This window comes from Roseburia sp. MSJ-14 (assembly GCF_018918225.1).
Classification (GTDB): domain Bacteria; phylum Bacillota; class Clostridia; order Lachnospirales; family Lachnospiraceae; genus Petralouisia.
On the sequence record NZ_JAHLQD010000050.1, the window covers coordinates 105,724 to 120,347 of the forward strand.

The window sequence follows — 14,624 nt, forward strand, 5'->3', positions numbered from 1 at the left end:
TCTCCCTCTGTCTTATGTTCTATGGTGTCTGTGCCGGTTTAAGTATAAAACCTAAGCTATCCACCCTTTCACTTTCCTTTCTGTCTGCCTGTTCCAGTGTATTCATGGCATTGGATATGCTCTGAATATCATTGTTTAGTAGCGTCCGATAAGCAGACAGGGTATCGAAAAAATCCTGATAAATACTTAGAAACTTTTCCAGTGCTTCTGACTGTCCTTCCAGCTCTGTACTGGTACCTGTCAGGGAAAGTTCTCCTGCCTTTGTCCGCATCATCGCCACATAGGCATTTGCATTTAACGCATCTAACTTTATTTCCATCTGTTTTCCTTCTTTCATGTCGTATGTTTTCTTTTTATTTAATTGAAGAAATTTCGGATTCTGGTACACAAATCTTCCCAGGCATTTACCAGTCCGGAAAGGATTCCATACCTTTCATTCTGGCTTTCCTTTAACTCATTGATTTTCCAGTTGATGTCATCCTCCACTGCATCAATGTTATCCACATATCCCTGATAGCTGGTTTTCAGTTCTCCGCTCTCACACATGTCATAAATATGCTGTGCTTTACTTCCTTTCCAAAAGCATTCATAAAATGTAGGCATGTTACTGTGAATACGCTTGATATCGTCTATGGATTCTTTTGCATCATCTATCCCATTGTAGGCACCACGAAGTTTGGATATCCACTCGTCTATGGTATCAATTTCTGCCTGACATGCTGCCTGTTCTCCTTCATTGCTCTGCTTTTGAGATTTCAGATTGTTATATTCCTGCTCATCGTACTTTTTCGCCATCTTAATTCTTCATCCCCTTTTTTAACTGCTTCACATCCGCATGAGAAATACGCATGTTTTCATAAGTCTTCTGAATATTTTCTACCATCATCTTGTCATCTTCATCGGAAAATCCCTGAAATACCACTTTGCTGATGTTACAATGTTGAAAATACATTAACTGGTCTCCCATCATTCCTTCTGGATACAGGCATGCTCCATAATCGAAAAAGTTATTTTCTCCGTTTATCTTTACCTGAATCCCTCTTGCAACGATAACGTACTTCTTTACGCCTCCATTTACCACAACGATACTGCCCAGTGGCAGATAGTCTATCTTTTCTTCCATTCTGCTTCTCCTCTCGAAATTAATTGTTTTTAATGATACTTTTATTTTTACTAATACTTTTAATTATTACTTTTCTCTCATATTGGAATAACTTACTGAATAAGTGGCTTATCGAACGATAATGCCTATGATAAAATGATAAATCCCCTCACCCTATATTTCTCCCTCATTTTCCAGTTTATTGTAGTATTATTGGAATATTTGTCAAATCTGAATATTCAAAATCCCCCATCTTATACTACTTAACTTCAAAAATTGGGCAGTTGCCAGATATTCCGGCACTGCCCGATAAACTTTTATACCTGCAACCGCCGGTATCTTATTTTCTTCCACAACACTGCTTATATTTCTTACCACTTCCACATGGACACGGATCATTTGGATATACTTTTGCAGCTTCACGTTTCTTTGGTCCACGCTGTGCAGACTCATCACGGTTGGTTCCGGTTACCTTCGCAACCTGTTCTCTTTCCACTTTCTGCTCAATTCTTACATGGAACAGTAAGCGTACGGTGTCTTCCTGAATATTGGCAATCATGTCATCGAACATGTCATAACCTGCCATCTTGTATTCTACCAATGGATCTCTCTGTCCATATGCCTGCAAACCAATTCCCTGACGCAACTGATCCATATCATCGATATGATCCATCCATTTGCGGTCGATAACTTTAAGTAAAACTACACGCTCTAACTCTCGTACTGCTTCCGGTTCCGGGAATTCTGATTCCTTTGCTTCATACAGTTTTACTGCCTGCTCTTTTAAGCGATGTTTTAATTCATTTGCTTTAATGCCCTTAACATCTTCCTTTGTAACAGGCTTCAGTGGAATAATCGGAATTAACAGTTCATTTAATTCATGTAAATCCCATTCATCACTTTCCTGATCAGCGGAAATGCAAGTATCTACTGTATTTTCTACACGGTCTGTAATCATCTTATAAATTACATCACGCATACTTTCACCGTCTAACACACGACGTCTTTCTGCATAGATAATCTCTCTTTGTTCATTCATAACCTGGTCGTACTCTAACAAATTCTTACGAATACCAAAGTTATTACTCTCTATCTTCATCTGTGCCTTTTCGATAGCATTTGTCAACATCTTATGCTGAATCTGCTCATTTTCCGGTACTCCAAGCGTATCAAACATTGCCATAAGCTTCTCGGAACCGAACAGACGAAGTAAATCATCCTCTAAGGAAATGAAGAACTGTGACTGTCCCGGGTCACCCTGACGACCGGAACGTCCACGCAACTGGTTATCAATACGTCTGGATTCATGACGCTCTGTACCGATAATCTTAAGTCCACCTGCTGCCTTTGCATCATCATCCAACTTAATATCCGTACCACGACCTGCCATATTGGTTGCAATGGTAACTGCACCATGACGTCCTGCCTCTGCTACGATTTCTGCTTCTAATTCATGGAACTTGGCATTCAACACCTTATGTGGAATTCCACGTCTCTTCAACATCCCACTAATAAGTTCAGAAGTTTCAATTGTAATCGTACCAACCAATACGGGCTGTCCCTTTGCATGTGCTTCTTCGATTTCCTGCACTACTGCATGGAATTTTTCCTTCTTTGTCTTATATACAGCATCCTGTAAATCCTTACGGATAACCGGTCTATTGGTAGGAATTTCGATAACGTCCATTCCATAAATATCACGGAATTCTTTTTCCTCTGTCAACGCTGTACCGGTCATACCACACTTCTTAGTATATTTATTAAAGAAGTTCTGGAATGTAATATTTGCTAAAGTCTTGCTTTCGCGTTTTACTTTTACATGCTCTTTGGCTTCAATTGCCTGATGTAAACCATCTGAATAACGACGTCCCGGCATAATACGTCCGGTAAATTCATCAACGATTAATACCTTATCATCCTGGACTACATAATCCTGATCACGGAACATTAAATTATGTGCACGCAATGCAAGAATTACATTATGCTGAATCTCAAGATTATCGGCATCTGCAAGGTTATCAATCTTAAAGAACTGTTCTACCTTTTTTACACCCTGTTCTGTCAGATTGATTACTTTATCCTTTTCATTAACAATAAAGTCTCCTGTTTCTTCCTGTTCTACACCCATGATGGCATCCATTTTAGAAAACTCAGGTAAATCTTCCCCACGTTCCATCTGTCTTGCCAAAACATCACAAGCTTCATATAAGCTGGTGGATTTTCCACTCTGTCCTGAAATAATCAATGGTGTTCTTGCTTCATCAATCAAAACAGAATCGACCTCGTCGATAACCGCAAAGTTCAACTCACGCTGTACCAACTGTTCTTTATAAATAACCATGTTATCACGCAAATAATCGAATCCAAGTTCATTATTTGTAACATAGGTAATGTCACATGCATATGCTTCTCTACGTTCTTTATTGTCCATGGAATTCAAAACAACACCTACGGTAAGTCCTAAAAACTCATGTACTTTTCCCATCCACTCAGCATCACGCTGTGCCAGATAATCATTTACCGTTACGATGTGTACACCTTTTCCTTCCAATGCATTCAAATATGCCGGCAATGTAGATACCAATGTTTTACCTTCACCAGTTTTCATTTCTGCAATACGTCCCTGATGCAGAATAACACCACCAATCAACTGTACACGATAGTGTTCCATTCCAATGGCTCTTCTTGCTGCCTCTCGTACGGTTGCATAAGCTTCTGGCAAAAGCTGATCCAGGGTTTCCCCTTCTTCTAGTCTCTTCTTATACTCTTTTGTCTTGTCTCTTAACTGTTCATCGGTCAACTCTACCATAGATGGGCGCAAAGCTTCTATCTTATCTACGATAGGATAAACTCTTTTCAATTCCCTTTCACTATGTGTTCCGAACATCTTACTTACAATACCCATATATTCGCTCCTATTTCTATCCGGCAAAACTTATTACCGCTCTATTCTGCCCATATGGACAACTTCGTTTATTGTACCACTTTATCCCAGCAGAAACAATACTTAATCCCATGAACGAATTGTGAATTTTTTATTAATTGCTCTTTCCTATTGATAATTTTTGTGCTATAATGCCAATCTAGGAAATATTTTTCTCTACAAAATATATAATTCTCAGAAAGGAGTTTGCGTATGAGTTACTTATATAAAACAAAAGGTACTTGCTCTACACAGATTGAAGTAGAATTGGATGGAAACGTTGTAAAAAACGTAAAATTTACCGGTGGATGCAACGGAAACCTACAGGCAATCCCTAAATTAGTGGAAGGTCTTACCGTAGAACAGGTAGAACAAAAAATCGGCGGTATTCGCTGTAACGGACGCCCAACTTCTTGTGGTGACCAGCTTGCAAAAGCCTGTCGTGAGGCATATGAAGCACAAAAATAAATTTGCATATAATCCGTATATTTCAAAAGGAAGCTCCCTGTCATTTATAAGGTTAAGCTTCCTTTTTCGTATGTTACCGTATCTTTATTTTATTCCATGGTCTAGTAAAAACTCTCTCCAGACCTCAATGTATTTCGCCTGAATATGTACGCCATCAAAGGAATATTCTCCATTCAACGCACCGGTCCCCGGCTCGTCCATTGCCTCATTTTCATCAATATAAAATATTGTCTGACCATCTGCCAATTCTTTTAATTTATCATTTCTTGTATTGATTTCCTGATTGTTAATGTAAGAGTGTTCTTCATCCTTACTCTGTGTCACATGCATAATAGATTCAATAAAAATAATGGCATTGGGCTGCAACTGACGTATACGCTCTACATCATTTTCAAACTGTGCGGCAAAGCTTTCCGCTGTTCCTGTTCCAAGTTCATTCACGCCCAGCATAATATAAATCTTTCCATACTGTTTCCCGGTCAACATCTGCTCTAAGGTAACCCCGTCCATATCATTATCAAATACATCCCACACACTTTGTCCGTACTTCACAAAAAAATCCGTATTTTCCCATCCGGCATATTCATACAAAGTAGAAGTGCGGGAATCTCCAATAAAAAGTGCATCATCCAGATAATCCATTTCCACACGTTGAAATTCCCTTGTTTGGGGTGTAACCTGTTCCTCCGCAGTTTCTGTTTGCTGTACTACTTCCATCTGTCCCAGCTGCTGCCCTGTCTGGTCTACCTCACTTATTATTTCGGATTGGCTTTCTGTTCCGGCTTCTCCCTGATTGGGATTTACCTTCTCAGATTCCTGCTTTTTCACCGCTTTTGTTTCTTTTCTTTTTTCTCCTATCGGCATTTCCTTTGCCGGCTGACTCACCGACACCATTTCTGTTTCTGCTTTGGAACCTATCGCCAACAGTTGACCGCCGCCATAAAGAACACTACTTATTATTATCATCAAAAAGAACGGATACTTTTTCCATTTTTTCATTTGTCTATTCTCCAATATTTTATTATTGATTAAAATCGAAAATATAAGAACGGATTGGTGGCTGAAGTGACAATCTGGTAAATACTTGCCCAAAATATCACTAACAATATACCTAAAAACCACACCTGATGTTCACATCTTTTATAAATTTTCTCCGGCAAATAAGTACACAACAACATTGCCACCAGAAAAAACACACCATACCGTTCCACAGCACTAATGGTTACATGCCAATTCAATGTCCAGGCACTCTTTGTTCCTATCCAGCCAAACATCTTCTTTAAGTAAATTCCAACGCTCGTTATATCTTCTAAGGCAAAAATTACCCATCCGGCAACCACCAGTATGATTGTATATAACCTACCTATGCCATGGTGCTTCTCCATAAACTTTCCCCATAACATTTTTTCCACCACTAACAATAGAAAATAATAAATTCCCCACAACAGGAAATTCCATCCGGCTCCGTGCCAGATTCCGGTTAAGGACCATACAATCAGTAAATTCAAAACGGTACGATACTTTCCCTTTCTGTTTCCTCCCAGCGGAATATACACATAATCCCGAAACCAGGTGCTTAATGTTATGTGCCATCTACGCCAAAAATCTGTAATGGAAACGGAAATGTATGGGTGATTGAAGTTTCTGGGAATGGTAAAACCTAACATTTTCCCAAGTCCGATTGCCATTAGGGAATACCCGTTAAAATCAAAATATAACTGTAAGGAGTATGCAAACGCTCCCATCCATGCCATACTGGTAGAAATACTTTCAATTCCAACTACTTGAATCTCATTCCATAATTTTCCTAATACATTGGCAATCAGCATTTTGTATCCAAGTCCTACGGTAAAAATCTTGAGTCCTTCCTCTAAGCCCTGCATATTCACTTTTCGTTCCTTAAGCTGTGCCGCCACATCCTTAAATAATACAATCGGCCCTGCTATCAACTGGGGAAACATACATAAATAAGTTCCCAGATTTACAAAATTCTGTTCATATTCTTCCGGTCTTCGATATACATCAATAGCATAAGCTGCTATCTGGAATGTGTAGAAACTGATTCCCAAAGGAAGCGACCATGTTAAATGTTCTTTTCCCACGAAAAACGGCAGATATTTAAATACGAATAATGTTCCAAAGTCATATAGCAATAAGAGAATCAATATCCCTTTTCGTAACTTTTGTGTTTTTCCTTTCATCAACGTGGTTCCCGCAAAATGCAATCCCAACGTAAGCACAATTAAGAAAAACCAGGTTCGTTCTCCTGCAATATAAAACCAAAGACTTCCCAAAAATAATGTAAGATTTCGGAAACGCTCCGGCACTATATAATAAATCAGTAAAAATACTGGTAAAAATCCAAATATAAATGTTTCACTACAAAACAGCATCTTTTGTTCCTTTTCTACTTTCTTTTGGTTATGCGCCTTTGAGCCGCTTGCCTATTATAGCACTCTTTTACCATTTAGATGAAACAAATTTCCAAAATGTTATTACAATTATTTTACATTAATATGAAGTTTCTTTTCACAGTTTTTATATTTTCAGAATATTCTACAGCTTATTTATCTTGTTTCAGTTATAAGTATTATTAAACTATATTTTTCTAAATATATATTGACTTTTCACCCTTTGTTAGATATAATTAAATCATCAAAAGAAAGAGAGGTACAGTCCACCAGAAACTTAAATTTATTCCCCTAATGAATTCAAGAAATTGAAGCTTTAGGTACAAGAAAGAATCTTCCAGATATAAAATTCTGGGAAACAAAGAAATCAAAAGGATTTTCCGTAGAAGCCTTGAATCAAAATATGAAAAGAAAATAGGTGTGATGTTCCAGATGAATTATTCAGATATGGATACATGCCAACAGAATTCAAAGGTAGCAAAATTTCAAAAGAAAAGAATTGAGATTTCAAGAACTCAAGAAAGTTGAGGTATTAGTCCAATGGACAACATAGTTTAGAAGGCGGCATCAGATATGGTAAATCGGATGCCGCCTTCTTTATATATTGTTTTATTTCTTTTTATTCTAGTATGCTTTTCCCCAATATACCAGTTTATGTGCAGGTTTTCCACAGCAAACACATACATCGGAAATCGGTTCCTGATCTTCTAATGGCATACAACGTGATGTTGCTGTTGTATCTTCCTTAATCTTATCTTCACATGCCATATCTCCGCACCACATTGCACGAATAAATCCCGGCTTATTTTCTACTGCATCTTTGAATGCCGGATAGGATTTCGCATCGGTAATGTGAGAATCTCTATGTGCCTTTGCTCTTTCAAACATATCTTTCTGAATGTTTTCTAATAATTCAGGAACAACTTTTGTCACATCTTCTAATGCACATTCAATCTTTTCACCATTATCACGACGAACTAATACGCATTTACCGGCTTCAATATCCTTTGGTCCTAATTCTACACGAAGCGGAATACCACGCATTTCCTGTTCTGAGAACTTCCATCCCGGGCTCTTATCTGTTTCGTCTGTCTTTACGCGAATATCAGCTTTTGCTAATGCCTCTTTTACTTCGGCAGCCTTTTCCAAAACGCCCTCTTTGTGCTGCTGGATTGGAATTACCATTACCTGTACCGGTGCAATTCTTGGTGGCAATACCAGTCCGGAATCATCTCCGTGTACCATGATGATTGCTCCGATTAAACGTGTTGTCATTCCCCAAGAGGTCTGATGTACATACTGAAGTTTATTTTCTTTATCGGTATACTGAATACCAAATGCTTTTGCAAATCCATCTCCGAAGTTGTGGCTGGTACCGGACTGCAATGCCTTTCCATCATGCATCATTGCTTCAATGGTGTAAGTTGCCTCTGCACCTGCAAATTTTTCTTTTTCGGTCTTTCTACCACGAATTACCGGTATTGCTAAAACTTCTTCTGCAAAGTCTGCATAAAGATTCAGCATCTGAAGTGTTCTGGCCTTTGATTCTTCTGCTGTTGCATGTGCAGTATGTCCTTCCTGCCATAAAAATTCTCTGGAACGAAGGAATGGTCTTGTCTCTTTTTCCCAACGTACTACAGAGCACCACTGATTATAGCATTTTGGCAAATCACGGTAAGACTGAATCTCATTTGCATAAAAATCACAGAATAAAGTTTCGGAAGTAGGTCTTACACAAAGTTTTTCCGGTAATTCGTTTAATCCACCCTGTGTTACCCATGCAACTTCCGGTGCAAATCCTTCTACATGATCTTTTTCTTTTTCCAGCAAACTCTCAGGTATAAATAATGGCATATATACATTTTCCACACCAGTTTCTTTGAATCGCTTATCCAATTCTTTCTGAATATTCTCCCAAATTGCATATCCTGCCGGTTTGATAATCATACAGCCTTTTACGCTGGAGTATGCAATTAATTCTGCCTTTTTTACTACATCGGTATACCACTGTGCAAAATCGGTATCCATGGATGTAATGGCTTCTACTAATTTTTTGTCCTTTGCCATTTTCTTTCTCCTCTTTCTTTCTACTTTCTATTTCTAACAAATGTGAGCACGAAAAAACGCCGAAACTCTAATCCCTATAAGGGACCGGAATTCCGGCGGTACCACCCTGATTAAGTAATATTACATTACTTCTCTCTTACTCTTTATCGCAGATGTACGGCATATTTTCATATGCAGCTCCAAGGCAGGTTCCAAATATTCCCATGAAGAATCTTCCACCATTGATTCTCTCTCTGTTCATGTTCCAATCTGTACTATTCCTCTTCTTCGCCTCTATCATAATTCAGTAATTGCTATTCTATTCCAATTTTCTTCTCTTGTCAAGAACCTATCCTAAAGAGTCTACACGAAAGAGCCTACACTATCCCAAAGAACGAAATGCCTTTTCATAGTACCCTTGTATCTTTCCTGTTGTTCTTGTCTTCCCATAGCAGTTCTCTTCCATATATACACAGGCACGTCCGCTTTTCTTAGCTCCATAAAGAGCTTCGTCTGCCTGTTCCTGCATCTGTGCGAAACTTCCATTTTTTCTGGCATATCCCCAGGTGACTCCTACACTTATGGATACAATGGGAAGAAAATTACTGTCTGCTTGTTGTATACACAATTTTTCTACATTTTCTTTTAATTTAATTGCCCAGTTTAATGCCTGTGCCTTATCCATATCCGGAAGAAAAATAACAAATTCCTCTCCACCTACTCTAGCCGCAAGTTCCGATTTTTTTCTTATCATGTTGTGAATCTGTTCTGATACTTTGCGAATACAATTATCTCCCTCTAAATGTCCGAAGGAATCATTGTACTTCTTAAAATTATCAATATCAATCATGATAACAGCCACTTTTTTATTGGAGCGCAGACAAATATTCCACATGCGTTCAATTCTGCGTTCTAAACCACGCCGATTCAATAACTTGGTCATCGGATCTGTTTCCGATAAAGTCTTAGCTGTGTCAATTGCTTCTGCATCCTCTGCGCGACGCAGGAAATTATAATATCCCTGTCTGGATATAATTCCACACATTAACTGGTTTGCTGCCAGATAAATGATTGTCTGCATTCCTAACTTCTGGCATATTATCAAAACCACCAATGCCACAATCTGTACGGCAAGACTTGTTAAAAATTCTCTGTTATTATACAAGGGCCCAATGGCAAGTACTGCTGTCATAATCCAGTATACAACTAATTTGAAAAAGGTATCACCTGCCACCAAAGCTCCTACAATCAGTACGGTTTCAAATATGATCCAAAAACCGGAAACCTCTAACTGTATATTTCCCCTTCTTTCTCCAGACAGCCACCGATATGCCCGCCACCCGAAAGTCATGGCATATGCCTCTTCTAACACCAATAAAACCCATAAAATTTTTGCATTTATGATTTGTTCACTGTTTATTCTCAAAACAATGGCACAAAGCAAAAACAGTATACAAAAGCAGACCGATGTCAACAACATCCGTCGCACATTTTCCCTTTGTACACGTTTCCAATACATAGAACGCGTTGTTTTTTTCCGCTTTTGTTCTTTCACGTCTTCACCTATGCCCCTATATAGCAAATATTACTACAAATTTAATCTCATTATAGCAACTTTCCGTCAAAGTTACAATCATAAATTTCTCTTATTAACACATAGGAAAATGGTCCTAGTAAAAATCCCCAAATTCCATATACATTTAGCCCCACATAAATGCTTATAATAACAACAAGAGGTGGCATTCCTAACTTGTCCCCTATAATTTTGGGTTCTAATATCTCCCGCAAAAAACTGCAAAGGGTATAGATTGTAGCATATATGGCAGCAAGCGTGTACTTTCCCTGTACAATTTCAACCAATGCCCAAGGGACAAAAATGGTTCCTGTTCCCAGAAATGGCATGGCATCGCACACACCAATGCCACATCCCACCAGTAATGCATATTGATTTCCGGATAGATACAATCCGATTACACATATAATTGTAACAAATATCATAATAATAAGCTGAGCTTTTATATAAGCTCCCCCTGCCCGGTAAGTGCGCCGTCCCACTTGAAGAATCCCTTTTCCAATGGGGGTACTATTTAATCCTTCCTTTATTTTTTCATAGTCTCGCAATATGAGAATGGTACTGATTACTATCACAAAACAAACACCGCATAGTATCAGTAGATTTCTGGCATAGATTACGGTGCCGTTTAGCAGTGAAGGCAAAAATTTCTCCTCTATTTGACTTTGAAATTTAGGAATGCATGCTGCAATCCCTGTTTTCACTTCATTTGCCTGAATACCGGTAAAGTTTTCCACCTGTCTGCAACACTGCTTCCAAATACTCCCCATTTGTTTTTGACAATCCCCCATATTCGAAATCACTCGTTGCACTTGCCCGAAAAGGCTTCTGAAAAAAAACGCCATGATTCCCACTAACAGAACAGAAAAAATACCTACCACTGCGGTGGCAATGATACTTCGCTTTATTTTTATTCTTTTATTTAATTTTCTCACCAATGGACTTAGCCATTTTGCCAGCAAAAAAGCAATAAAAAAGGGAATCACCAACGGCAGTAACCAGCGAATACACGCATATACTACAATGGCAATTCCTACTATTTTGCCTATCCTGCACATACTTTCTTTCATTTCACGTTTCATGTGATTAGTATGTACTATCTAGAAATTTTTATACTTTTTAAAAAGTGTTCCTTGTGGTTCTACTTCAAATTCCATCTGTTTTCCTGTCAGAGGATGCACAAATGCAGTTTTTACCGAACACAGCCCAACAGGCTGATATCCCGCCTCACACTGTGGGTTATACTTCTTGTCCCCCACCAACGGATGCCCTACATATGCCATTTGTACACGGATTTGATGATGTCTTCCTGTCTCTAAAATGACCTTTACCAAAGAATCTTTTTCTGTCTCTTCCAATACCTCGTATGAAAGTCTGGCTTTTTTTGCTCCCTTTCCTTCTTTTTCCGCAACGCTGGAAGTATTGGTTTTTCCGTCTCTTATCAGAAAATTTTCTAAGGTTCCGGACTTTTTCTCAAATCTTCCCTCTACTACTGCCAGATACTGCTTGTCCATCTGTCTTTTTTGTACTTGACTACTCAAGTTTGCGGCAGCTTCTTTGGTTCTGGCAAACACCATAACCCCTTCTACCGGCTGGTCCAAACGATGCACCAGGAATATTTCTGTGTTTTCCTTTTTTCTTGCAAAATAATTGCGTAATAAGCTCACCATATCCTGCTGCCCTGCCCTTGGGGATTGCACCGCAATTCCCGGTAACTTATGGCATACCACAATCCCGTTATCCTCATAAATAATCTGCAATTGCTCTTTCATCTTTTCACACCTGATTAAACCTTAAAGCGATATCCAACACCCCAGATAGTTTCAATGTACTGAGGCTTTGCCGTATTGTATTCTATTTTCTCACGAATCTTTTTAATATGCACCGTAACCGTTGCAATATCGCCTACGGATTCCAGTGCCCAGATTTTACTAAACAACTCTTCCTTGGTAAATACTCTGTTTGGATGTTGTGCCAAAAATGCCAGTAAGTCAAATTCCTTTGTAGTAAACTGTTTTTCTTCATCATTGACCCAGACTCTTCTTGCAGTCTTATCGATTTTCAGTCCACGAATCTCGATAATATCATTGTCCTGTACATTGCTGTTAATCAGTCTCTCATAACGGGAAAGATGTGCTTTCACTCTGGCTACCAGCTCACTTGGAGAAAACGGCTTTGTAATATAATCATCCGCTCCTAATCCCAATCCACGAATTTTATCAATATCATCTTTTTTTGCTGATACCATAAGAATCGGGGTGTTTTTTGCTTCGCGAATTCGTTTGCAAATTTCAAATCCATCTACGCCCGGCAGCATCAAGTCCAAAATGTACATATCAAATTCTTCACTTAACGCTCTTGCCAATCCTTTATTTCCATCGTTTTCAATTTCAACGGTAAATCCGCTTAATTCCAGATAATCTTTTTCCAGATCCGCAATTGCTACTTCGTCTTCAATAATCAATACTTTACTCAATTTATGACCTCCTGATATTTTCTTATTACAAAATACATAATTGTTCCTATGCCTTCTTTACTGTTTGCCCATATCTTTCCACCATGGTCTTCGATAATTTTTCGCACAATCGATAATCCGATTCCACTACCTCCGGTTGCCGAATTACGAGAAGCATCGGTACGATAAAAACGATCAAAGATATATGGCAAATCCTTTGCGGCAATTCCCTTACCATTGTCTTCTATTTCTACTTGAATGAAATCACCCACATCACGCACACGGATATTGATAAATCCCTGTTCTTTTCCCAGATACTTCACAGAATTACTGATAATATTATTAATCACTCTTCGTAACTGTTCCGGGTCTGCAATAATCTGAATATCTGCATCCACATAATTGATATACGTCAGTTTAATATTTTTTGCCTCTAATTCAATTCCCACTTCTTCTGCACAATCATTAAAATAATCTGCAACGTTAATTCGTTTAAAATTATAAGGAATTCGATTGGCATCAATCTTAGAATAAAGTGTCAACTCATTAATCAACGTATCCATTTCATTGGCTTTATTGTAAATGGTACGAATATACTTGTCCTGTTTTTCCGGCGTATCTGCCACACCATCCATGATTCCCTCTACATACCCTTTAATTGCCGTAATCGGAGTCTTTAAATCATGGGAAATGTTACTGATTAACACTTTATTTTCTTTTTCACTGGCAATCTTTTCTTCAGCTGATTCCTTCAGACGCAGACGCATTTCTTCAAAATTCTGGCACAGTTCGCCGATTTCGTCCTTACCATCTACTTCCAATGTAAAGTCCAAATTTCCTGCCTTAATATTCTGCGCTGCTCCCTGCAACTTATGAATAGGGTTGATGATTCCCCGATATATCCATATCGTTAACATGCCTGCTGTAAATATTAAAATTAAAACAACTGATGTCACTATATCAATCATCATTTTTTTCACTTCCGGTACAAGCTGCTTCATGCTGGTAACAATGAATATCGTTCCCTCACTATTGTCCGGATAAGTAAAATCTATTTGTTTTAAGATAACCTGATCTTCTCCCTCTACATAAACACCTGAGCCACCTTCTGCTGATTCTTTGGCATATTCCGGCAACTTTTTGGACACATCTGTATTCACATCTGCGCCATATATCAGATTATCTCCTTTTCGTATGATTAAATAAGAATATTTTTCTGCAAGCTCCCGATTTATCTCATCTAAGTAGTCCTGGTTCTCCAGTTTCTCCGGTTCTTCCTTTGCAACCTTCTGTAAGGCTTCGTAGTCTGCTTTTGTAAAATGACTTAGCACCTTAATGGAATTTGTCAGATAATCGTAAGCATTTCCGTCCATGTTATATGCCTGTCTGATTGTCCGCATTTGAAACTGTCCAAATCCCCACATCGCTGCTCCCGCCAAAACTACCGGCACAAATATGATGATGCAGAAAGAAATTATCAATCTGGTTCTGAGTTTCATAAAGAATCCTTTCTTTCCATTGTATATTTATTTTTATTATATCAGTGTTTCTCCCAAAATCCTATGGAATTTTTCTAAACTTTTATAAAAAATATATAAACTGTGGAAATATAAATTTTTTATAAAAATGAATAAAACTCGTCCTTT

13 protein-coding genes and 1 other annotated feature are annotated in these 14,624 nt (G+C 38.3%); of the genes, 1 reads left to right on the top strand and 12 read right to left on the bottom strand.

Translation table 11 applies throughout. The annotated features are described in order from the left end of the window. Positions 1-19: 19 nt before the first annotated feature. The 4 genes from KQI83_RS13930 to secA all read right to left on the bottom strand — a co-directional run bounded on the left by KQI83_RS13930 (position 20) and on the right by secA (position 4,007). Positions 20-319: a DUF5344 family protein gene (locus tag KQI83_RS13930; RefSeq protein ID WP_216559336.1), complete on the bottom strand. Its 300-nt coding sequence runs from the start codon at positions 317-319 to the stop codon at positions 20-22. Between the two features lie 38 nt (positions 320-357). Next, entirely contained in the window at positions 358-795 is a 438-nt protein-coding gene (locus KQI83_RS13935; protein WP_216559338.1) for a YwqH-like family protein, read from the bottom strand. A 1-nt stretch (position 796) separates the two neighbouring features. After that, positions 797-1,123, bottom strand: a complete 327-nt coding sequence (locus tag KQI83_RS13940; protein ID WP_216559340.1) for a DUF4176 domain-containing protein — start codon at positions 1,121-1,123, stop codon at positions 797-799. Positions 1,124-1,442: 319 nt separating this feature from the next. Continuing rightward, complete coding sequence (gene secA, locus KQI83_RS13945; RefSeq protein ID WP_216559342.1) at positions 1,443-4,007, bottom strand: preprotein translocase subunit SecA; 2,565 nt, start codon at positions 4,005-4,007, stop codon at positions 1,443-1,445. Positions 4,008-4,238: 231 nt separating this feature from the next. Here secA and KQI83_RS13950 point away from each other — a divergent pair, with 231 nt between their 5' ends. Further along, complete coding sequence (locus tag KQI83_RS13950) at positions 4,239-4,493, top strand: TIGR03905 family TSCPD domain-containing protein (protein WP_216559344.1); 255 nt, start codon at positions 4,239-4,241, stop codon at positions 4,491-4,493. A gap of 84 nt (positions 4,494-4,577) precedes the next feature. Here KQI83_RS13950 and KQI83_RS13955 read toward each other — a convergent pair whose 3' ends face one another. The 8 genes from KQI83_RS13955 to KQI83_RS13990 form a co-directional block, all read right to left on the bottom strand. After that, positions 4,578-5,492, bottom strand: coding sequence for a GDSL-type esterase/lipase family protein (locus KQI83_RS13955; RefSeq protein WP_216559346.1), 915 nt, complete (start codon positions 5,490-5,492; stop codon positions 4,578-4,580). Positions 5,493-5,521: 29 nt separating this feature from the next. Beyond that, positions 5,522-6,886, bottom strand: coding sequence for an MBOAT family O-acyltransferase (locus tag KQI83_RS13960; RefSeq protein ID WP_216559348.1), 1,365 nt, complete (start codon positions 6,884-6,886; stop codon positions 5,522-5,524). 642 nt (positions 6,887-7,528) lie between these two features. Then, complete coding sequence (gene proS / locus KQI83_RS13965) at positions 7,529-8,971, bottom strand: proline--tRNA ligase (RefSeq protein ID WP_216559350.1); 1,443 nt, start codon at positions 8,969-8,971, stop codon at positions 7,529-7,531. 76 nt (positions 8,972-9,047) lie between these two features. Further along, positions 9,048-9,248: a binding site (T-box leader), on the bottom strand. A gap of 84 nt (positions 9,249-9,332) precedes the next feature. Then, on the bottom strand, positions 9,333-10,505 hold the full coding sequence (locus tag KQI83_RS17130) for a GGDEF domain-containing protein (RefSeq protein ID WP_216559352.1): 1,173 nt from the start codon (positions 10,503-10,505) through the stop codon (positions 9,333-9,335). A 50-nt stretch (positions 10,506-10,555) separates the two neighbouring features. After that, positions 10,556-11,593 (bottom strand): sporulation integral membrane protein YtvI, encoded by a 1,038-nt coding sequence (gene ytvI / locus KQI83_RS13975; RefSeq protein WP_216559354.1) that lies wholly within the window; start codon positions 11,591-11,593, stop codon positions 10,556-10,558. 30 nt (positions 11,594-11,623) lie between these two features. Then, the gene (locus KQI83_RS13980) at positions 11,624-12,295 is read right to left on the bottom strand and encodes an RluA family pseudouridine synthase (RefSeq protein WP_216559355.1); all 672 of its coding nucleotides are present in this window, start codon (positions 12,293-12,295) and stop codon (positions 11,624-11,626) included. A 14-nt stretch (positions 12,296-12,309) separates the two neighbouring features. Beyond that, complete coding sequence (locus tag KQI83_RS13985) at positions 12,310-12,999, bottom strand: response regulator transcription factor (protein WP_216559357.1); 690 nt, start codon at positions 12,997-12,999, stop codon at positions 12,310-12,312. After that, positions 12,996-14,477 carry a sensor histidine kinase gene (locus KQI83_RS13990; protein ID WP_216559359.1) on the bottom strand — a complete coding sequence of 494 codons (1,482 nt, stop codon included), beginning with the start codon at positions 14,475-14,477 and terminating at the stop codon, positions 12,996-12,998. Before KQI83_RS13990 ends, KQI83_RS13985 begins: the two co-directional genes overlap by 4 nt. Between the last annotated feature and the right edge of the window lie 147 nt (positions 14,478-14,624).

Bases quoted from the DNA above. Each gene is read 5' to 3' on its own strand.
- KQI83_RS13950 (WP_216559344.1), top strand. From the start codon at position 4,239: ATGAGTTACTTATATAAAACAAAAGGTACTTGCTCTACACAGATTGAA.
- KQI83_RS13990 (WP_216559359.1), bottom strand. From the start codon at position 14,477: ATGAAACTCAGAACCAGATTGATAATTTCTTTCTGCATCATCATATTT.
- KQI83_RS13940 (WP_216559340.1), bottom strand. From the start codon at position 1,123: ATGGAAGAAAAGATAGACTATCTGCCACTGGGCAGTATCGTTGTGGTA.
- KQI83_RS13980 (WP_216559355.1), bottom strand. From the start codon at position 12,295: ATGAAAGAGCAATTGCAGATTATTTATGAGGATAACGGGATTGTGGTA.
- KQI83_RS13930 (WP_216559336.1), bottom strand. From the start codon at position 319: ATGGAAATAAAGTTAGATGCGTTAAATGCAAATGCCTATGTGGCGATG.
- KQI83_RS13955 (WP_216559346.1), bottom strand. From the start codon at position 5,492: ATGAAAAAATGGAAAAAGTATCCGTTCTTTTTGATGATAATAATAAGT.
- ytvI (WP_216559354.1), bottom strand. From the start codon at position 11,593: ATGAAAGAAAGTATGTGCAGGATAGGCAAAATAGTAGGAATTGCCATT.
- KQI83_RS13960 (WP_216559348.1), bottom strand. From the start codon at position 6,886: ATGCTGTTTTGTAGTGAAACATTTATATTTGGATTTTTACCAGTATTT.
- secA (WP_216559342.1), bottom strand. From the start codon at position 4,007: ATGGGTATTGTAAGTAAGATGTTCGGAACACATAGTGAAAGGGAATTG.
- proS (WP_216559350.1), bottom strand. From the start codon at position 8,971: ATGGCAAAGGACAAAAAATTAGTAGAAGCCATTACATCCATGGATACC.
- KQI83_RS13935 (WP_216559338.1), bottom strand. From the start codon at position 795: ATGGCGAAAAAGTACGATGAGCAGGAATATAACAATCTGAAATCTCAA.